Raw genomic sequence first — 19183 nt, forward strand, 5'->3', positions numbered from 1 at the left:
CATTGGCTTTCTTCTACGATAGTTTGACATGACCCCAAAGCGCAAAGTAAAGCTTCAACAGGATTCATTCCTTTATTCGTACCGCCCATCTCCTTAGGCTCATCTAAAAGCATTTTAAATCCTCTTACTTCACTTTCAACAGCTAAGCCTTCTGGCAACTTCCTAGAAACCGCCTTAAAAGTTTCTATTGCCATTTTCAAACTCCTCCTTTTATTTTTTATTCAAAAAGCTCCACAAGAGCTTTAAAAGCTAAATTACACTTTGTGAATCGATTCTTTAAAAATGTCTTTTACTGCCTCCATTATAGTTTCACTTCTTGTAGGATGTGTATAAATTGCTTTTTTCAATTCTTCTGCGTTTGCACCACTTTGACGTGAAGTAGATATTATCTGAGCAATTTCAGATGCATCGCTTCCGACAACCCACGCTCCTAAAACATCTCCATCTTCAGAAGATATGATCTTGGCAAAACCTTTTGTTTCACCGTACGTCTTTGCTCTGCCATTAGCTGCAAAGTAAAATTTACCCACTTTTACATTTTCAAATTTGCTCTTAGCCTCTTCCTCCGTATAGCCGAAATAACCTATCTCAGGCTCTGTAAATACAGCAGCAGGTATTTTCATATAATCAAGAGCAACATTGTCTCCAAAAATATTGTCAACTGCTGCTTCCCCTTGTGCCGATGCCACATGTGCCAGCATCATTTTATTCGTCACATCGCCAATGGCATAGACATTATCCACATTTGTCCTTAAGTATTCATCAACTTTGATAGCTTTTCCGTCGAATTCTAAAAGCTCTGAAATGGGACCAACATCCGTATTTAGCTTTCTTCCAATGGAAATAAATACTTTGTCAGCATATATGCACTTCGTTTCGTTATTTTTAGAAATTGTTACTATGCTTCCACCATTTTCTTCGTCAAAGATTTTCTCAACTTTTGAAGATGTGTAAACTTTTATTCCCTTTTTTCGTGCTTCAGATTTTATGACATTGCTAACCTCTCTATCTAAAGATGGCAGGATGTTTGGCATCATTTCTACCACAGATACTTCTACACCAAACTGATTCATTATAAAGGCGAATTCCATGCCTATTACACCACCGCCTATTACGCACATACTTTCAGGTAATGCTGTAATCTCTAAAATATCATTGCTATTTATGACATTCTCTGACTTCACACCCTCAATTGGCAATTCTGCAGGTTCTGAACCTGTCGCAATTATTATATTTTTCGCTTTTATCTTATTTTCTCCGAACAATATATTTTTATCTTTGTCAATTTTTGCTTCCTCAGAATACAAATCAACACCATTAGCTTTAAGCAATGTATTTATCCCAGATACAAGCTCGTTAACTATATTATCTTTTCTTTCCACTACTTTTTTATAGTCAAATAACTTCACATCTACATCAAATCCAAATTCATCTGCTCTCTTTATAATGTCATAAACTTCCGCAACTCTTGCATAGGCTTTTGTGGGTATACAACCTCTGTTTAAACATGTACCGCCCAATCTGTCTTTTTCAAAAAGTGCAACTTTTGCACCCTTTTTTGCAGCCTTTATAGCTGCTACATATCCTCCAGGGCCACCACCTATAACAGCTAAATCGTATTCTTTTGCTTCGTTATTATATACACCAGTGTTATTTAAAGTTGATTCTTGAGAGACTTCCTCAGTCGGTACTTTTACTTCTATATTCATCGATATACCTCCAATTTTTAATTATTACGTATATTAAAACAATACATCTATCAAGTTTTCTAAGCTAATATTGGCAAAATATTCATTAATATCAACAGAAGACAATGCATCTCTCACACCGCTTTCTGAATGTTTTACTCCTTTTAAAATCTCTTCAATATCTTTTACATCTTTTTTGCCAAAGAAATCACCGTATATCTTCATATCTTTTATTATCCCATTTTCTACATTTAGAACTACTTCCAACGTGCCACCTAAAAATTTTTTCTCGTTTTTTAAGCTATAATCTGGTGACATGCCAAAATTCCATTCCCATGTGCTATACTTTTCATTTTTAAGTTTTTCTATATTTTTTATATCTTCGCCTGTAAATTCATACAGCCCACTTCCACCTGTACGCTCCCGTATGTCATTCATAATAAGATTTATAAATTCCTCAATACCAATAGGCTCTTTTAAATGTTCATTTATGTTTGTCACTCTTTTAGATACAGACTTCACGCCTTTGTCTTCAAATTTTATAGGTCTCACCTTTAATGCCGCTGATAGATCTGCCATATTTGACGACACCAGCAGTGTTCCGTGATGAAGTATCCTGTTTTTATAATAGTACTGCGCATTGCCTGATATTTTTTTACCATCAATCGTTATATCATTTCTGCCAGAAAATTCAGCATTTAATGATAGCTTTCTTAGAACATCAATAATAGGTTGTGTAAATCTTCTAAAATCATTAAATCTATTCAAATCATCGTTTACAATAAAAGTAAAATTCACATTGCCTAAATCGTGAAATACCGCTCCACCTCCTGATAACCTTCTTACAACAGGTATATTGTGCTCTTTAACGTAGTCAAGGTTAATCTCAGCCAAAGCATTCTGGTTTTTGCCAACTATTATGCTTGGCTCATTCCTCCAAAGCATAAAACAATCATCTTTGAATTCCTTTAATATGTATTCTTCAGAAGCTAAATTAAAATACGGATCCGTAATTCTATTATAAATATATATCATAAAGCACACTCCTTGCAAAAAAAATTAACTTATTTAATTAAAGTATATCATTTTAAAACGATTAATACCAAAAAATCTCATCTAAACTTGTTATGTTTAGATGAGATTTCACGTATTCAATATTGCCTTTTATCAAAAAGCCAAAAAATAAATGATAATAAAATCATTCACTGTACGCTAGAGCTGCTCATCAACTTTACATTAACTGTAATTGTTTTGCTATTTCTCCATATTGTGACACTTATTATGTCGCCTACATTGTGCTTATTTAATATATTTTCAAGCTGATTAAACGTAGTTACATTTGTTCCATCAACAGCAGTTATTATGTCTCCAGCTTGAAGGCCTGCAGCATCAGCACCACTTCCTTGCTGGACTTGTGCAATGTAAAGGCCAACAGGTATATTATACTGACGTGCTAGTTGCTTAGTTATTTGTTGCACACTTACTCCCATTACAGGTCTTTCTACGTAACCATTTTTTATAAGATCATCGATAATTGGTTTAGCTTCATTGATAGGAATAGCAAATCCCATTCCTTCCAAAGTTACGCTTTGACTTTGAAATAAGCCAAATGGATCTTGCGTACTTGAACTACCTGTTGATGTAAGCTTTATGCTTGTTATGCCAATTACTTCACCGATGCTATTTACAAGTGGTCCTCCGCTATTTCCAGGGTTTATAGCAGCATCTGTTTGTATAAGATTAACTGGGCCATAATCACTTTGCAGGTTTCGATTTAATCCACTTATTATACCTGCTGTAGCAGTTCCAGCAAAGCTATCACCTAGAGGATTCCCTATGGCTACAGCCAGTTCTCCTACTTCTAGCTTTGATGAATCACCTAATTTTGCAGGCGTCAAATTAGTAGCATTTATCTTTAAGACTGCAAGATCCGTTTTTGCATCTTTGCCAACCAATTGTGCAGGAAACTTTCTGCCATCAGACAAGTTTACAGTTATTTTAGATGCACCGTCTACAACATGATTATTAGTAACTATATGGCCTTGTGAATCGATTATTATACCAGAGCCGCTGCCTTCCTGTACATAAGAGTTTCCATAAGCTCCGTATCCATTCGTATATGTATCGATACCGACCACAGATGGGCTTACAGCCTTTACTATATTTGTAATCAGATCGAAATTATTGTTGTCAGATGACAATGGCAAATATCTATTTACTACTTGTGTTTGTCCTGTACTTACGTATCTCATAATTCCAGCCCCGGCAGCACCACCTATTAAAGCTGCCACAAGCGCAACAACCACAAAAGATAAAAACATCTTTCTTCTATATCTTTTTACCATCTTGCCCAAACTCTTTCTATTGTTTTTTAATCCATCTTCAGGCATACTATAATTTTCAAAATCATGATTGAACTCCATATCGCTCAACCTCCTTGGATTATTCTTTCCACGATTATATTATAAATTACATTTTTTAAGAATTTGTGAATACTTTGTTAATAAATTTTTACATAGTTAAAAAAATCATAAGCTATCCCTATATTAGAGATAGCTTATTACAATTTTAATACGTAATTTTTATTAAATGCAGTAACATTATTCTTCAAAAGCTTTCGCAGGACAATGGGCATATTTTCTGTCTTTAGCAATAAGGGTTGTCACATAAGTTTCCGAATTTTTGTTAAAAATCATATCGTGCCCTACGCATAATCCTACCACAACATTTAATTCTGTGTTTTCTTTATTCATTATTTCAGCTTGTGTAAGTGGATTACATGTGGCAATGAATTTGTCTCTTTTTTTCTCAATTCCTATTTCTTTTACGTCAACAGAACCTACTTTGCAACATACAGGCACTACCGTAATGTCATAATTCTCTAGCATCTTTACAAATTTTTTTGCTTCTTTCTCTAGGGAATAGCAAAAAGCGACACCTATCTTTTTTATATTCATTTGCTTTACTAAATCAATTATTTCTTCTGCTCTGCTTCTTAACTCTCCATCTTCAGTTACAGGCAATTTATTGGCGATTTTCATAATTTTATTTATATTCTCATCAACATTATATCTCTCTATCGACTTTTCAATGATTTCTTTTTCCATAACTGTAGGGCAATTCTTAGGAAAATTATCATCACCTTTTGCACAAGGCTTATTAGGACATACTGCACAAGAAAATATTGAATTCATAAAATCACTCCTTGTATACTGTATTCAATATTATTATATCACATACCTATCCCATTGTATAGGGGATACTATAATTAAATATCTGCTTTATTTAGTGTAAAATAAAACAAAGTACCTTTATTTATCTCGCTCTCTATATAATATTCACTGCCATGCAAATCCAATATTTCTTTTACTATTGCAAGCCCTAACCCTATACCTGATTTATCACCTTTATAAAACTTCTTAAAAACATTCGGAAGTTCCTCTCTTTTTATACCTTTACCCGTATCTGATACGATGACTTTTACATGATTGTTTTCTAATATCGCAGAAATAGTAATTAAACCTGATTTACTAATGCTTTTTATAGAATTACTTAAAAGATTCATTATAACCCTTCTAATCAATTCAGCGTCTCCGTTTACAATAACATCAAGATTCTCCATGACAATATTTATATTTTTGCCATGCAGCAATGGTTCAAAGCTTAAAACCACATCGTCAACTAGACTCTTTAAATTAAAAGACGATATCTTTAGTTTCACTAAGCCTGATTGAAATTTTGATAATGACAAAACATCATCTATCATTTTTGACATTCGATCGACTTCATTTAATGCAGCATTTAAATATTTATTTCTTTTTTCTTTATCTTCACCATAAAAGTCTAATAGCATTTCACAGTATCCTTTTATAAGCCCAAGAGGCGTCTTAAGATCATGAGTGATATTTGCGATTAAATCTCTTTTAAATTTTTCTGCTTTACTAAGATTTTCTGCCATGCTATTCATCGACATTGCAAGATCTTCTAATTCATCATTTGTATTTACATCTAATTTCACATCAAGGTTTCCCGACGCTATATTTTGCGCCGCATATTTTAAATCATCAATGGGCTTTGTTAACTTTTTTGACATGACAATTGACATAATGATTATTACAACAATACATATTAGTAGCATCAAAAGAAATTCACTTTTAAATATCACGGTAGTATCAGTAATAGTCGATAAAGGAATAGTCAATACCAGTTTTGCGTTTTGTTTATTGTATAAAAATGCTCTTATGACTGCAAGAGATTTTACACCAATTGATGGATGCGTAAATTCTACGACACTTAATTTTTCATCAGTATTTAGGTAAGTTTTTGGCAACCCTATTCCATAGCCTTGTCCGTTTCCATGTGTTCCAAAAATCAAGTTGCCTGTATCAGTTACTACAATTACTTTTGAATTGGATTCTTCCATAAGCTCATTAGCAGTTTTATCATCGTTTTTGGCTAGCGCATTGGCAATTTTTAAGCTATAGTTTTTTAGCTGATTTATTTTATAATAAGTGTATATTTTACCTATAAAAACAACTTGAGACAAGTAAAACAATAAAAAAATTATTCCTGTTATAATCAAATACGTAATAAAAAGCTTTTTTCTGATGCCTCTCATTTCAATCACCACCTAATTTGTATCCATAACCCCATACTGTTTTTATAATATCTCTTTTATCACCAAGTTTTTCTCTCAACTGTTTTATATGTGTATCAACTGTCCTTAAATCACCGAAAAATTCATATCCCCAAACAACATTAAGGCATTTTTCACGGCTTAATGCCTTACCCATGTTTTGTGCAAGCAAACTTAAAAGATCAAATTCTTTTGGAGTAAGGTCTATTTTCTTTCCATCAACTTTAACAACTCTTGAATCAGTGTCAATAGTAATACCTGAAAAAGATATTAAATTATCCGATTCAGCCCATTTAGATCTCGACAAAATAGCTTTTATCCTTGCAACAACTTCTCTAGGGCTAAATGGTTTAACTACATAATCGTCAGCACCAAGTTCAAAACCTAGAAGCCTGTCATACTCTTCACTGCGGGCGGTTATCATCATTACAGGTATTTTAGATGATTCTCTTATTGTCTTTAAAACATTCCATCCACTCATATCTGGCAACATTACATCCAACAAAACTATATCAAATGAGTTATTTTTAAACATATCTATTCCTGTATTGCCATCTTCAGCAAAGAACGCATCAAAATTATTTTTCTCTAAGTAAGTTTTTAAAATATCTCTCATTCCCTCCTCATCTTCAATGACTAACACCTTTGCCATCAATGAAACACCTCCAACTTTAGTTTACATATTTTAAAAACCATTTACAATATTATTAAAAAATCTTCACAAAAACATCACAATTTCATTAAAGATGTATCAAATATAATGGGTAAAATAAAAATGTAAGATAAATAAATTTTGAAAGGAGATGTTTTTATGAACATCAAAAAATTAGTAGCATCAGTCATGGTAGGAGGTTTACTTTTAACAGGCATTGCTGCATATGCGGAAACAGCAAATAACAATTCGCCTCAAGCAAACACATCATATACTGCACCAAGGTACGGCAGAACACAAATGGTAGATTTTATGGCAAATCTTTTAGGAAAATCTACAGATGAAACATTGAAACTTCTAAATTCTGGTAAGACACTGCAACAAATAGCAGTTGAAAATGGCGTAAAATTAGAAGACTTCAAAAATGCCTTGTTAAAACAAAAAACAGACTATATAGACCAAATGGTTAAAAATGGTGTAATAACAGAAGAAAGGGCAGCAGAGCTAAAATCACTACTTAAAGAAAGAATAAATGCATGTGATGGTACCGGTAATGGTGGTGCAGGACTTGGAATAGGTTTTGGAAGAAATGGAATGTCAGGTAATGGATATGGCAAAGGACATGGACTAGGTATAGGAAGGAATATGCAGTGAAAAAGGTGGTGGAAGTCACCTTTTTCACTTTGTATGACATTTTATATTACTTATAAGCCTAGATTCGACAATTTGGGCTTAAATAGCAGTGCAGCTACGCAAATTATTGGAATCAGCGGTGATAGTCTCTATAGCGTTTCTCTTTTTATGTCTTTTAAGGAGCGGTCGGAATTTAAAATAACTGAAATCAAAGCTGCAGAAGCAATCCCAAGAATTCCACCAAATATAAACGGTGCTTCAGAACTTATATGATCCCACATTGCTCCAGCGATAATAGATGCCAGCAGTAACCCAATGCCTTGAATCATTCCATAAATGCCTAAGACTGTACCTTTATATCCATGCGGAGAAACTTCTGCTACAAATGCCCGTTCAGCACCACTTATAAATGCGGTATAAGCGCCATAGGCAATAAACAAAATCAAAATCAAAATTTTTGAATTAAAAAATGCAAATCCCAAATATACAAGACCATAAATGATGTATCCCGGAACCAAAATCAAGCTTCGCCCGAATTTGTCTGACAACTTTCCGGATGGAATAGCAAGTAGCGAAGCTGAAACATTAAAAATAAGGTAAAGCATCATGACATGTGATGAAGAAAAGCCGGAATCTTGAGCTTTCAGAAGAAGAAATGTATTTGATGAATTCCCAAGGTTGAAAATAAACATAACGGCAAGGTACAGTTTTAATTTCCAATTTAACTTTAATCCTCTGAATGTCATCTTTTCACTTTTTTGTTCTTTGCTTCTGTCCTCTTTAATAAATGGAATAATCATAATACCAAGGACAGCGGGAATAATCGACCACATAAATGCCGCACTATACTTTAGCCCAACTGTTACCATGATAAAAGCAAGGAAGGCGCCTATAGAGGATCCTGCCATATCAAGCATTTTGTGTAGTCCAAAAGAACCACCCAGCTTGCCTTTGTCGCTGGACTGCGCAACAAGTGCATCCCGCGGTGCAGTGCGAATCCCTTTTCCTGTGCGATCGATTATTCTCGCTATTAAGACGCCTACCCATGAACTTGCCAAAAGAAGAAGTATCTTGTAGACTACCGAAGCCAAATATCCAATAAATGTCAATACCTTCTTATTGCGATATTTATCACCAATATAGCCGCTAAACACTTTTAATAATGATGCTATGCTTTCAGCAATACCCTCGATAATTCCGACGATTGCTGGTGAAGCCCCAAGCGTAGCAGTGAGAAAGAGAGGAATAATCGGGTAAACCATTTCTGTGCTCATATCAATAAACAAGCTTACCATACCAATAAGGACAATATTGGAAATCACAATTTCCCTTTTAGATTTCTGCATTATCAATAAATTCCTCCTTACACGAATCCTTTATGTAGACACTTAAGGCATATCTATGTTCCATTTCCGCCATAACTGAGGTCCCTATATTCACCCCGTATAGGCCAGTAAAATTTGAACTCCAGCTATTGAGATCCCTTTGTTGTTTGTAGCTTACCCGCAGTAGTTAACTATAAAGTAGTATAGCTAAATTTAATATATTTTAGCATATCGACCAAATCTTAATCAGTGATTATTAATATTTTATATTGCTCTTTTACAAAACATATTTATAAGCATAATTATATCCTTTAATAAAAATATTACCAAGTTTTATAAAACATATCAATAATTTCCTATTGTCTTAAAAAATTAGAACTATCTACAAACAAAGTAGATAGTTCTTTTTACTTTTAATCCTCACAGTGACCTTCATGTTCATGTTTTTCACATGCACTACCTGTAGATATCAAAGTTCCATCAATATATCTCTTTACAACATCTTCAGCATCGCCAGACGCGCCTGTAATAACATCAATGCCGTAAGAATTGAACAAATCTATTGCGCTTGAGCCCATTCCACCAGAAATGATACATTCAACACCTTTATCTCTTAAAAATTCAGGCAAATATCCTGGTCTATGTCCTGGATTTTCAACAAAATTAGCACTTATTATTTTATCTCCTTCCACATCAAAAATTGTAAATCCTTCACAGTGACCAAAGTGCATTGAAACATTCCTTCCATCTGAAGCAACTGCTATCTTCATTTAACCATCCATCCCTTCATCTAAATATTTTTTTATTTTTATCCACTGTCTTTCATTTCATTTTTAACATATGTCACTTATAATACTAATATATAATTATTTTTGTCATATGTCAATAAATTATTTAAAAATTTAACATGTTGAAAGTTATAATGCTAAATATAGAAAAAAAATCCGGTTAAGTCCGGATTTTTTTTAAAAGTACAAATCTCTTTCACCATTTTCTAGGCGTTTCAATCTTTTTTTAGTCTCTTCTCTTACTTTTTCAGAAGGAATATTTTCAATATTGGCTGCAATTGTTTCCTCACCTATAGCTTTAGTCGCTTCATCACCGTAATCTAAAAGAAACTCTTTAAATGTAAGTATCGCATTTGGCAAACAGAAATTGTGGATTTGCCCTGATTTAGCAAAGCTCATAAATCTATCGCCAGTGCGTCCCATCCTGTAACATGCTGTACAATAACTTGGTAAATAATGCTGCTCACAAAGAGTCCTTAATATCTCATTTGGAGTTCTATGGTCTCCAACTTCAAACTGCGGTTTCGTCTCTTCCTTTTTCGATATTTCTTCGTAGTAGCCACCTACTCCTGTGCAAGAACCTGCACTTATCTGAGATATACCTACGCTTATTACTTCTTCCCTAAATTCAGGAAGCTCTCTCGTAGATAAAATCATACCTGTATATGGTACGGCTAAGCGTATTACAGCAACTAGCTTTTTGAAATCTCTATCTGATACAAGATATGGATAATCATCCAATGTTATATTTAGAGCAGGTCTAAGCCTTGGAACAGATATTGTATGTGGTCCAACTCCAAATTTCTCATCAAGGTGATTAGCATGATACAGAAGAGCTATTGTTTCATACTTATAGTCATAAAGGCCGTACAAAACACCCAAACCTACATCATCAATGCCTGCTTCCATTGCTCTGTCCATCGCAGTAGTGTGATAATCATAGTCGTGTTTCGGACCAGTTGGATGCATAAATTCATATGTAGGTCTGTGATATGTTTCCTGGAATAGTACATAGGTGCCGATGCCAACATCTTTCAGCTTTTTATAGTTTTCAACAGTGGTAGCAGCTATGTTTACATTTACCCTTCTAATACTTCCATTCTTTAATTTTGTATCATAAATAGTCTTAATAACATCAAGCACATAATCAATAGGACAATTTACTGGATCTTCGCCTGCTTCAACTGCAAGCCTTTTGTGCCCCATCTCTTCCAATATCTCTATTTCACGTCTTACCTCATCCATCGTAAGTTTCTTACGTTCTTGCTCATTAGAGTGTTTATAACCGCAATACCTGCAATTGTTAACGCAATAATTGCTAATGTAAAGTGGTGCAAATATGACTATTCTGTTGCCGTAAATCTGTTCTTTAATATATCTTGCTACTTTGTACATTTCCTCCAGTATTTCATCATCGTCTAAATTCAATAGCACTGCAGCCTCTTCAGTTGTAATACCTTTTAAATTTTTAGCTTTTTCAATAATCTTCAATGCTTCATCTTTCGAGGCATTTTCACCATACTTCAAAGCTGCTTTTATCTTTTCGTCATCGATAAAATCTGCAATTTGTCTTTCCATTTTTTATTCTCCTTCCCTTGCCCTCAGTAAATCCCTCAGGCTTAGTATTTATAATAAGATTATATAACTAAATTGTTAATTATTCAACAATAAAATTTTACAATTTAAAATAAGTCATCCATAAATCCTTTCCCTCTAACTTCCGAAACATCTAAAATTGAGATAAATGCATTGCTGTCAATGCTGTAAACTAAATGTTTAAGATAAGGAATCTGGGACAGTGAAACAACACAATACAGTATTCTTCGATTTGTCTTTGTATAAGCACCTTCAGCTTGAATAAATGTAACACCTCTTTTTAAATCATTCATAATTGCATTGCTTATTTTTTCCTCTTCATTTGTGATTATAAAGAGCATTTTTCGCCTGTTAAAGCCATTAATTGTTTTATCTAATACAAATGAATTTATAGACATTGAAACAAGTGTATATAAAGCACTTTGCAATCCTATAAATATAGCCCCAGCTAAGACTATAAAAAAATTAATATATAAGTTCGTCTTACCTATTTCAAAATTTTCATGTTTTTTCTTCATCAATACAGATATTATATCAAGTCCGCCAGTAGAGCCATGATTAGCAAAAACTATTCCCATGCCAGCACCTGTAAGTACACCACCATAAAGACATAGTAAAATTGGGTCATCAAAGTTAATTATTTTATCAAGAAATTGAGTTAAAATTAGAAATAAAGAAAGTGATAGCGTACCTAAAATAGTATAGAAAGTAAATCTGGAACCAATTTTTTTATAGCTTATAATAAGTAATGGTATATTGAGCATGAAAATTGTATAACCTGCCGGAAGTCCTGTCAGATATTGAACAATCAAAGAGATGCCGGATACACCTCCGCTTAAGAGTTTAGCATGTACAATAAAAGTATTAATCCCAATTGAATAAATAAAAGTACCGAGAAGTATTTCAATTATATTTTTTATACTTAAACTGCTTCTTAGTCTTTTATTGCTAGCAAACATTATTAAAATTGCCTCCTAGTACAAACATAAATCATTCAAAAATACAGTCCTTTGTTAAAATAAATTACTACAATTCATCAACAAAGAAGGGCCCTCCACGTCTAGTTTAATCTATACTAATTTATAATGCAATAAAAAATGCAAAATAAATTTTTAATGAATTAATAATTCATTTGATTTCTTTCTAGTAAATATATATTCTCTAAAAATAACATCATTATATTATATGTTAAAAATGCTTATGAATAAACTTTTTCATCTTCTTTCAAAAAAAATTAAGGCTGTAGCAAATTGATTGCTAACAGCCTTAAAGGTGAAGAATTTATTCCTTCTTTTTGTCATCATCATTGGTGTCTTCTGAATCATTAAGTCTGTCCTTTATATATTTTAGTTGATCCTCAAGGTATTGAGCCTGTGCCTTTAAATATGACTTTTCATCTTTAGCGTAACCAAATCTAGCCCAACCTGGCACTCCTGTTGCATAATACATATGTCTATATCCCCTGTGCATGCCAAAACCACATCCATTCATGTAACCAGGTACGTTATAACATGCACAGCAACCCATGCCTCTACCTGTCATTGGTCCAAATCCCATCGGACCTGTTCCATTTCCTCTTGGCATATTTACCACTCCTTTTAATTTATTTTGGTCTTATGACCATTTCCTTGATTATATAGTAACACTATTATTGACATATGTCAATAATATTTTAAAAAAATTTTGTTTGAATTATGTATTTATAGTTTTCATTTTTATATGCGTAATAAAAAACTGCTGCTTTCCATCCACAAGCTTCTGCTATGGCTACTGAACTAAGCGACTTAGAAAAGCAAAACACAAATCAAGCATTTTTTGTTACTTTTGGCAATACAGGATGGGCACTTACTCCATTAATTGCTGTTCCGTTTATGGAAAAATATGGTCTGTCAATAACACCTATTTTTGTAATTCCAAGCTTAATTTCTTTCATTCTCATGTTTTTATCTCTAAGCAAGTATAGTACAACCACAAAAAAAGAAAAGGAATATTCCCCTTTGCTTACTGCTCTTCATACATCATGGAAAAAACTCGCTAAAATCATGATTGTCGTTGCATTACGTTCATTAACATATTATGGTATGTTATCTTATCTAGCAATTTATCTAAAACATAAAAATGTCTCCGTACTTCTTTCTAGTAAATTGCTTTTCTTAATGCTATTTGCAGGTGCACTTGGTGGTCTTATTGGAGGCATGCTTGCTGATAAATATGGCAAAAAGTTAATTTTAGCTATATCATTAATCTTTTCTAGCATTTTCTTCTGGGTTTTTATTTCAACATCAAGTGTGCTAAATTATACAATGCTTATTCTTGCAGGTACAATGCTTTTAGCATCATTCTCAATTACTACAGTACTCGCTCAAAGTCTGCTAAGCAAAAATGCAGCAATGGCTTCAGGCTTAGCACTTGGATTTGGAACAGGAATAGGTGGGCTTGGTGTAGGATTGTTTGGAATGCTTATTGGTCTTAAAGGAGCTAGTTGTAAAATTAAATGCAATAGATAAAAAATAGAAACCATAGTTGTTATACATTAATATACTGCACTCTTTTTATACGTCCTTCATGATCGTATAGCTTAATTACAAATTTATTACCTTTTACTTTGATTTCGCAAAAACAATCTCTACAGTAAAATAAATTACCTCCAATTTTACCTACATTTTTACTTCCACAGTTAGGACATTTCATTTAAAATTACCTCTTTATTCTCTTTACTTATAAATTTAAACATACTTTTTAATAAAGTAGTTTTGCATATATGCTAAAAATGCAGTCTAACATGATGTTAGACTGCTAGACTATAAGAAGGTTGTTTTAAGGCGACTTACGCCCTCTGCTATCATTGCAATTCTATTATAATTTTTACTTATGAAAAAATCGTGAATAAATTGTAAAAATTTTATTATACATTTCGATAATTTTAAAGGTTTTTATAATACATTTTACAAATAAAACAGGCCCGCTATCAAGCCTGTTTTATTTGTAAAAAATTTTAGAATTTTATTTGTTTTATAAGTTATTGGAAACCTCGGAATTAACCGTTGTAGCACTCGTAGATGTATTTGTTTTATTGCCTTTTAAGTAATTTAAAATATCCTGCTCTTGCTGAGCAGTTATTTGATTATTATTTACTGCCTCATCAAGCGCTTTTTTAAATCTATTCATTGGATTTATATTTTCATGCAAAACTCCCATGTATCTTTTTAAGTATTTCATTACTACTGGAGGATAACCAGTACCATCCCATTTATTTACTTTATCTGTAAAATTCTTTATTAAGGTATTAGCTTTATCCTGAGTTATTTTACCATTTTTTACTTCATTATTAACAATCGTTGTAAAATAGTCTATCAGCGTTTGCTTTTTTTGATCTAATGTCATATTATTAAAATTTTCTATTTTTTGTTCTGCACTATTTATTTTTGTTATAATATTGTTTTCTTGATTTTGGCTTATTTTACCTTGACTATACTTTTCCTCAATTTTTGCTTTTAAATTTTCCAATAGCTGTATTGGATCCGCTTTTTTACTAGTTTTAGCACTTTGACTTGTTGAAACATTTGAACTGCTCTGAGATGGTACTATTGTTGTATCTGCAAAAGCAATTGATGACAATAGTACCGTACTAATCACTGCTGTCGCAATAATTTTTTTGCTTTTTCCTGTCATAGGAAAAACCTCCTTATATTTTATTTTACATTTATTTTACCTTATAATTTTTAATAAATTGTTAAATAAATGTATAAATTTTGTTAATACTTATTAATTATTTCTTTATTGGCATTAACAGTTAAAAATAAAATTGGAGTATCTTTATGTTGCTGAATTATTTTAGCTGTATCTATGCCATCAATTGTTCCATTAAGTTCTATGTCCATAAGAATTAAATCTGGATTTTTGGTACTATGTAATGGCCTTTTCCCCTGTTAATACTATCTCTGTTTTTTATCCGTATTTATTTAAAGTGTCTGCTGTTATTTGAGCATTCAGTTTACTGTCCTCTACTATTAGGACCTCATTTGTATGAATAGTATCCATAATAAATTGCCCCCAACTAACTAGATTCCAATAAAAATGTTAAATGAAATTAATATGTTAACTTTTCGAGATATTATTATACACTATTTGCCCAAAAACACAATAAAATGCTAATTTCCATCTTTTAAAATTGATTTTAAATACTACTTTGTCTTATACTAAACTTAAGAATCTATTTATCTACTGGAGTGATAAATTATGGTATTAGTCAATCAAAAGAAATTAGCAATTTGGTTTTTTTCTCTAATAATTTTAACACTAATAGTATTGTCACTTTTTTATGGTAAAAATTTTTTTATTAAACATGGTTCGGCAAATCGTAAATCAATTAAAATTTCATCAAAGATAAATACTAAAAATTTTGACAAAACTAGTGATAAGACGTTAGTTAAAAACAACTATTCCTAATTCAAAAAATCTAGTTAAAAATAATATAAGTAGAGATACATCTATAATATCTAATAATAATATATTATTGCTACTCAATAGAAGCAACAGAAATGAACTCTTTAATAGTCCAATCCCTATTAATAGCAATATATTCAGTATTAATAAAAAAGCAGGAAAAATAGTTGCGCTTACATTCGATGATGGACCATCAAAAGAATTTACTAAAAAATACGTAGACGTATTAAAAAGTTTAAATGTAAAAGCGACTTTTTTCGTAGTAGGGAAAATGGCTGAAAAGAATCCTGCTTTGCTAAAATATATAGCTGACAATGGTAATGAAATAGGTCTTCATTCATACAGTCATCAATACATGCCTAAAATGTCACCACAACAGATTATTGACGAACTCTATAAAACACAAGCAATCATTGTTAATGCAACAGGAATAAAGCCTGATTTATTCAGACCACCTTATGGAGCATTTAATAATACTCTTTTAAAAATTGCAAATGCATTAGGTCTTCATGTTGTATTATGGACTGTTGATCCAGATGATTGGAAGAATCCTGGAATATCAAATATAATAAATACAACTGTATCAAAAACATCTCATGGCTCGGTTATTCTTATGCATGAGGGCAAAGCAGAAACATTAGCAGCATTGCCACAAATAGTTGAAAGGCTTAAATCTAAAGGATATTCTTTTGCAACAATACCAGAACTTATGAATGCTGGCAATTAATGAAAATTGATAAGTAAAAATTTACTTATCAATTTTCATTAAAAATTTTATAAGCTCGTAAGAATTTATCTGACATTTCTTTATTACCTAATCCATTATATATCTTATGATATAAAAGATAAAGTCTTGGATCATTTGGATTTATATTAAACTTTTTAAGCCTATCCAGTGCATCGTTAAAATTATTATTATCAATTAAGTTTTCTACTTCATCTATTAAAGTATTTATATTATTTTCATCTAATTTTTTTTGTTCATTAAGCATTTTTTCTAAAACGGCTTTAACTCTCTTGACAGTAAATGGCTTTTGTATATACTCTACAGCACCTAATTTTGTACATTCGATTGCATTTTTAATTGTAGCAAATGCAGTTATTATGATAACTGGTGTTGTAATACCATTGGACCTTATTTCACGAAGTACCTCAGTGCCACTTAAAAGTGGCATTTTAATATCTATAAATGCAAGGTCTACATCTCCTTTTTTTAATATATCAAGTGCTTCTTCGCCATTTTTTGCTGTTATGACAATATAACCATCTGATTCAAGGCATGTAGTTAAAAGAATCCTAATATTTTTTGTATCATCAGCCACCAAAACTTTTTTCATACAATTACCTTCTTTCAATGACATATAGGAAGCGTAAACATAAAATTGCTTCCAACATCAAGATCACTTTCACACCATACTTTGCCACCATGTGCTTCCACTATCTCTTTTACAACTGCAAGTCCTAATCCTGTGCCTTTAATTTCAAAATCATCACCATTTTTAGTATGGAAAAATTTATCAAAAATTTTATCCTTATATTCTTTTGGTATTCCCACTCCTGTATCTTTAACAGAAATTTGCATCATATTGTTATCAATCGATGCGCTTATACTAATATCATCACCAGCATCTGTATATTTTAAAGCATTCGTAATAAGGTTATTTAAAACCCATGATATTTTCTCTGGATCGGCATATACACATGGCAAATCTTCATCAACGCTATGTGACAAATTAACACCTTTGTCACTGGCAATATTGTATAAGGGTTTGATGGTATTTTCTACTATTCCGAACATTGAACAACACTTAAAATTATACACTTCTTTGCCAGACTCAATTTTTGTAAGCTCTATAAGTTCGTTAACTAATTCTGTAAGCTTTTCCCCTTCTTCTTCAATTGCTAAAAGTGTACTTTTTTGCTTTTCGTTAATTGTTCCTATTTTTTCTTCAAGAATTATGCTTGTACCCATCATTATAGATGTAAGAGGAGTCTTAAATTCATGTGAAATTATTGATATAAAATCATCTTTCACTTGATCTAGCTCCTTAAACTCAGTTATATTATGAAAAACTAATAAAATATCTGAAATCTCAGATTTGTAATTTTCTATTGGGGAAATCGTAACATCATAATATTTATTACTATATTTAATCTGTTCTATCTTATTATTGACAAAATTAGAATCAACAATTGAATTTATTTCTTCAAAGAGCTTCTCATCTTTGACAGACAAAAGAAAATGCTTATTAACAGCGTTTTTTTCTTCTATTCCAAATAATTCTTCTGCAGCACTATTTAATAATATTATTTTGTAATCTGAATTAAGCACTAACAATGGATCACTTATACTTTTAACTATTGATAATGTCTTATTACGCTCATCCATTATTTTCCCTAATTGGCTTTCTTCATACTGCTTAAGTCTCTTTATCATATTATTAAATTCAGTTGCTAATTTTCCAAGTTCATCATCTGTCGTAATTGATATTATTTGATCAAGGTCACCCTCTTTGACTTTACGAATCGAACTTATTAGGTACTCCATAGGTTTTAAAAACCTATTTGTAAATACCATAGATATTATAAACCCAAAAATAGCTGCTATAAACGTGATAATCAAAATAGCATACATAGAATTCTTTGCATCCATTGTAGCATTCGTCTTTTTTTCGAACATGGCAGTTTCATTTAATTGAGCAAGACCATTTAAAAGATCCTTAATATGATCAAAGTTAGGCTTTATTTTAGTTTTATAATAATATAACATGCTACTATTATCGCTTACTGGTATCTCTTGAAGACTTGAAAAACTTGTTGTAAAATCAACGTATGCATTTTTTATTTCTTCTACATACTTTCCCTCGTTTTTCTCGGTTATATTATTTGCCTCAACGTTGTACCAATCATAGAATGCTGAACTATCTTGGTTGAATTGTTTAATTCCGGCTTGCCTGTCTTGATATATATATGTTAATATCGCATTGTTCTGATTATCTATCTCCTCATTCATTAAGTTCACTGCTTTAATGCTTTTATAATTATCAATCATTAAACCATCTATCGTTTTACTTAAATAATATAGGTTTATGCCAGATATTGTTCCAATTATAACAACCAGTAATACAAGCCCAAGATATACTACTGATATTTTGCCTTTCAAAGTTTTAAGCATTAAATACACCTGCCTACCTGTCTTTATTCATATATACATAAAGTATAATTTTCGACAAATCCAAAGTCAATAAAACATTCCTATGAAAAAATAAGAAAAAAAGAGATAAACCTATGAATTAGTGAGATAATTTAATATAAAAAGATTTAATATTATGGATAATTTTTTAATGTAAATTTAATGAAACTTTAGTTTTAATTACCCATGTATTATAATTTACACATGTCTAAATCCGTTATTTAAT

The 19183-nt window shown here is 31.7% G+C and carries 16 protein-coding genes and 3 pseudogenes; 3 read left to right on the forward strand and 16 right to left on the reverse strand.

The features are described 5' to 3' along the window. Positions 1 to 14 precede the first annotated feature (14 nt). The 7 genes and pseudogenes from TTHE_RS14005 to TTHE_RS09720 form a co-directional block, all read right to left on the reverse strand. Positions 15 to 194, reverse strand: a pseudogene (locus TTHE_RS14005) (OsmC family protein); the annotation flags it as partial. Positions 195 to 254: 60 nt separating this feature from the next. After that, positions 255 to 1709, reverse strand: coding sequence for a dihydrolipoyl dehydrogenase (gene lpdA, locus TTHE_RS09695; protein WP_013298405.1), 1455 nt, complete (start codon positions 1707 to 1709; stop codon positions 255 to 257). A 33-nt stretch (positions 1710 to 1742) separates the two neighbouring features. Then, positions 1743 to 2723 carry a lipoate--protein ligase gene (locus TTHE_RS09700; RefSeq protein WP_013298406.1) on the reverse strand — a complete coding sequence of 327 codons (981 nt, stop codon included), beginning with the start codon at positions 2721 to 2723 and terminating at the stop codon, positions 1743 to 1745. A gap of 167 nt (positions 2724 to 2890) precedes the next feature. Next, positions 2891 to 4111: a S1C family serine protease gene (locus TTHE_RS09705; RefSeq protein WP_013298407.1), complete on the reverse strand. Its 1221-nt coding sequence runs from the start codon at positions 4109 to 4111 to the stop codon at positions 2891 to 2893. A gap of 177 nt (positions 4112 to 4288) precedes the next feature. Further along, positions 4289 to 4882 (reverse strand): DUF1847 domain-containing protein, encoded by a 594-nt coding sequence (locus TTHE_RS09710; RefSeq protein ID WP_013298408.1) that lies wholly within the window; start codon positions 4880 to 4882, stop codon positions 4289 to 4291. 74 nt (positions 4883 to 4956) lie between these two features. Then, positions 4957 to 6306: a sensor histidine kinase gene (locus TTHE_RS09715; protein WP_013298409.1), complete on the reverse strand. Its 1350-nt coding sequence runs from the start codon at positions 6304 to 6306 to the stop codon at positions 4957 to 4959. 1 nt (position 6307) lies between these two features. Continuing rightward, positions 6308 to 6976, reverse strand: a complete 669-nt coding sequence (locus tag TTHE_RS09720; RefSeq protein WP_013298410.1) for a response regulator transcription factor — start codon at positions 6974 to 6976, stop codon at positions 6308 to 6310. Between the two features lie 159 nt (positions 6977 to 7135). Between TTHE_RS09720 and TTHE_RS09725 the strand changes: the two genes are divergently transcribed. After that, positions 7136 to 7630: a hypothetical protein gene (locus TTHE_RS09725; RefSeq protein WP_013298411.1), complete on the forward strand. Its 495-nt coding sequence runs from the start codon at positions 7136 to 7138 to the stop codon at positions 7628 to 7630. Between the two features lie 128 nt (positions 7631 to 7758). Here the strand turns inward: TTHE_RS09725 and TTHE_RS09730 are convergent, their stop codons facing one another. The 5 genes from TTHE_RS09730 to TTHE_RS09750 form a co-directional block, all read right to left on the reverse strand. Beyond that, positions 7759 to 8955: an MFS transporter gene (locus TTHE_RS09730; RefSeq protein ID WP_013298412.1), complete on the reverse strand. Its 1197-nt coding sequence runs from the start codon at positions 8953 to 8955 to the stop codon at positions 7759 to 7761. A gap of 392 nt (positions 8956 to 9347) precedes the next feature. Further along, positions 9348 to 9704, reverse strand: coding sequence for a NifB/NifX family molybdenum-iron cluster-binding protein (locus tag TTHE_RS09735; RefSeq protein ID WP_013298413.1), 357 nt, complete (start codon positions 9702 to 9704; stop codon positions 9348 to 9350). 195 nt (positions 9705 to 9899) lie between these two features. Continuing rightward, the gene (hydG, locus tag TTHE_RS09740; RefSeq protein ID WP_013298414.1) at positions 9900 to 11300 is read right to left on the reverse strand and encodes a [FeFe] hydrogenase H-cluster radical SAM maturase HydG; all 1401 of its coding nucleotides are present in this window, start codon (positions 11298 to 11300) and stop codon (positions 9900 to 9902) included. 104 nt (positions 11301 to 11404) lie between these two features. Beyond that, entirely contained in the window at positions 11405 to 12277 is an 873-nt protein-coding gene (locus TTHE_RS09745) for a YitT family protein (RefSeq protein ID WP_013298415.1), read from the reverse strand. 322 nt (positions 12278 to 12599) lie between these two features. Further along, entirely contained in the window at positions 12600 to 12902 is a 303-nt protein-coding gene (locus TTHE_RS09750; protein WP_013298416.1) for a DUF5320 domain-containing protein, read from the reverse strand. A gap of 164 nt (positions 12903 to 13066) precedes the next feature. Between TTHE_RS09750 and TTHE_RS09755 the strand changes: the two are divergent. Beyond that, positions 13067 to 13825, forward strand: a pseudogene (locus TTHE_RS09755) (MFS transporter); the annotation flags it as partial. A gap of 505 nt (positions 13826 to 14330) precedes the next feature. On the opposite strand, the gene TTHE_RS09760 reads toward TTHE_RS09755, so the two are convergent. Both TTHE_RS09760 and TTHE_RS14210 read right to left on the reverse strand, forming a co-directional pair. Next, the gene (locus tag TTHE_RS09760; RefSeq protein ID WP_013298419.1) at positions 14331 to 14990 is read right to left on the reverse strand and encodes a hypothetical protein; all 660 of its coding nucleotides are present in this window, start codon (positions 14988 to 14990) and stop codon (positions 14331 to 14333) included. An 89-nt stretch (positions 14991 to 15079) separates the two neighbouring features. Continuing rightward, positions 15080 to 15359 (reverse strand): annotated as a pseudogene (locus TTHE_RS14210) (response regulator); the annotation flags it as partial. A 475-nt stretch (positions 15360 to 15834) separates the two neighbouring features. Between TTHE_RS14210 and TTHE_RS09770 the strand changes: the two are divergent. After that, positions 15835 to 16491, forward strand: coding sequence for a polysaccharide deacetylase family protein (locus TTHE_RS09770; protein ID WP_231292644.1), 657 nt, complete (start codon positions 15835 to 15837; stop codon positions 16489 to 16491). Positions 16492 to 16519: 28 nt separating this feature from the next. Here TTHE_RS09770 and TTHE_RS09775 read toward each other — a convergent pair whose 3' ends face one another. Together TTHE_RS09775 and TTHE_RS09780 are read right to left on the reverse strand one after the other, a co-directional pair. Continuing rightward, positions 16520 to 17101, reverse strand: coding sequence for a response regulator (locus TTHE_RS09775; protein ID WP_013298422.1), 582 nt, complete (start codon positions 17099 to 17101; stop codon positions 16520 to 16522). Between the two features lie 14 nt (positions 17102 to 17115). Beyond that, on the reverse strand, positions 17116 to 18939 hold the full coding sequence (locus TTHE_RS09780) for a sensor histidine kinase (protein ID WP_013298423.1): 1824 nt from the start codon (positions 18937 to 18939) through the stop codon (positions 17116 to 17118). Between the last annotated feature and the right edge of the window lie 244 nt (positions 18940 to 19183).

Origin of the sequence: Thermoanaerobacterium thermosaccharolyticum DSM 571 (assembly GCF_000145615.1) — a bacterium.
GTDB lineage: Bacteria > Bacillota > Thermoanaerobacteria > Thermoanaerobacterales > Thermoanaerobacteraceae > Thermoanaerobacterium > Thermoanaerobacterium thermosaccharolyticum.

Excerpts from the sequence above, each read along its gene's own strand:
- lpdA (WP_013298405.1), bottom strand. The coding sequence starts at position 1,709 with ATGAATATAGAAGTAAAAGTACCGACTGAGGAAGTCTCTCAAGAATCA.
- TTHE_RS09700 (WP_013298406.1), bottom strand. The coding sequence starts at position 2,723 with ATGATATATATTTATAATAGAATTACGGATCCGTATTTTAATTTAGCT.
- TTHE_RS09705 (WP_013298407.1), bottom strand. The coding sequence starts at position 4,111 with ATGGAGTTCAATCATGATTTTGAAAATTATAGTATGCCTGAAGATGGA.
- TTHE_RS09710 (WP_013298408.1), bottom strand. The coding sequence starts at position 4,882 with ATGAATTCAATATTTTCTTGTGCAGTATGTCCTAATAAGCCTTGTGCA.
- TTHE_RS09715 (WP_013298409.1), bottom strand. The coding sequence starts at position 6,306 with ATGAGAGGCATCAGAAAAAAGCTTTTTATTACGTATTTGATTATAACA.
- TTHE_RS09720 (WP_013298410.1), bottom strand. The coding sequence starts at position 6,976 with ATGGCAAAGGTGTTAGTCATTGAAGATGAGGAGGGAATGAGAGATATT.
- TTHE_RS09725 (WP_013298411.1), top strand. The coding sequence starts at position 7,136 with ATGAACATCAAAAAATTAGTAGCATCAGTCATGGTAGGAGGTTTACTT.
- TTHE_RS09730 (WP_013298412.1), bottom strand. The coding sequence starts at position 8,955 with ATGCAGAAATCTAAAAGGGAAATTGTGATTTCCAATATTGTCCTTATT.
- TTHE_RS09735 (WP_013298413.1), bottom strand. The coding sequence starts at position 9,704 with ATGAAGATAGCAGTTGCTTCAGATGGAAGGAATGTTTCAATGCACTTT.
- hydG (WP_013298414.1), bottom strand. The coding sequence starts at position 11,300 with ATGGAAAGACAAATTGCAGATTTTATCGATGACGAAAAGATAAAAGCA.
- TTHE_RS09745 (WP_013298415.1), bottom strand. The coding sequence starts at position 12,277 with ATGTTTGCTAGCAATAAAAGACTAAGAAGCAGTTTAAGTATAAAAAAT.
- TTHE_RS09750 (WP_013298416.1), bottom strand. The coding sequence starts at position 12,902 with ATGCCAAGAGGAAATGGAACAGGTCCGATGGGATTTGGACCAATGACA.
- TTHE_RS09760 (WP_013298419.1), bottom strand. The coding sequence starts at position 14,990 with ATGACAGGAAAAAGCAAAAAAATTATTGCGACAGCAGTGATTAGTACG.
- TTHE_RS09775 (WP_013298422.1), bottom strand. The coding sequence starts at position 17,101 with ATGAAAAAAGTTTTGGTGGCTGATGATACAAAAAATATTAGGATTCTT.
- TTHE_RS09780 (WP_013298423.1), bottom strand. The coding sequence starts at position 18,939 with ATGCTTAAAACTTTGAAAGGCAAAATATCAGTAGTATATCTTGGGCTT.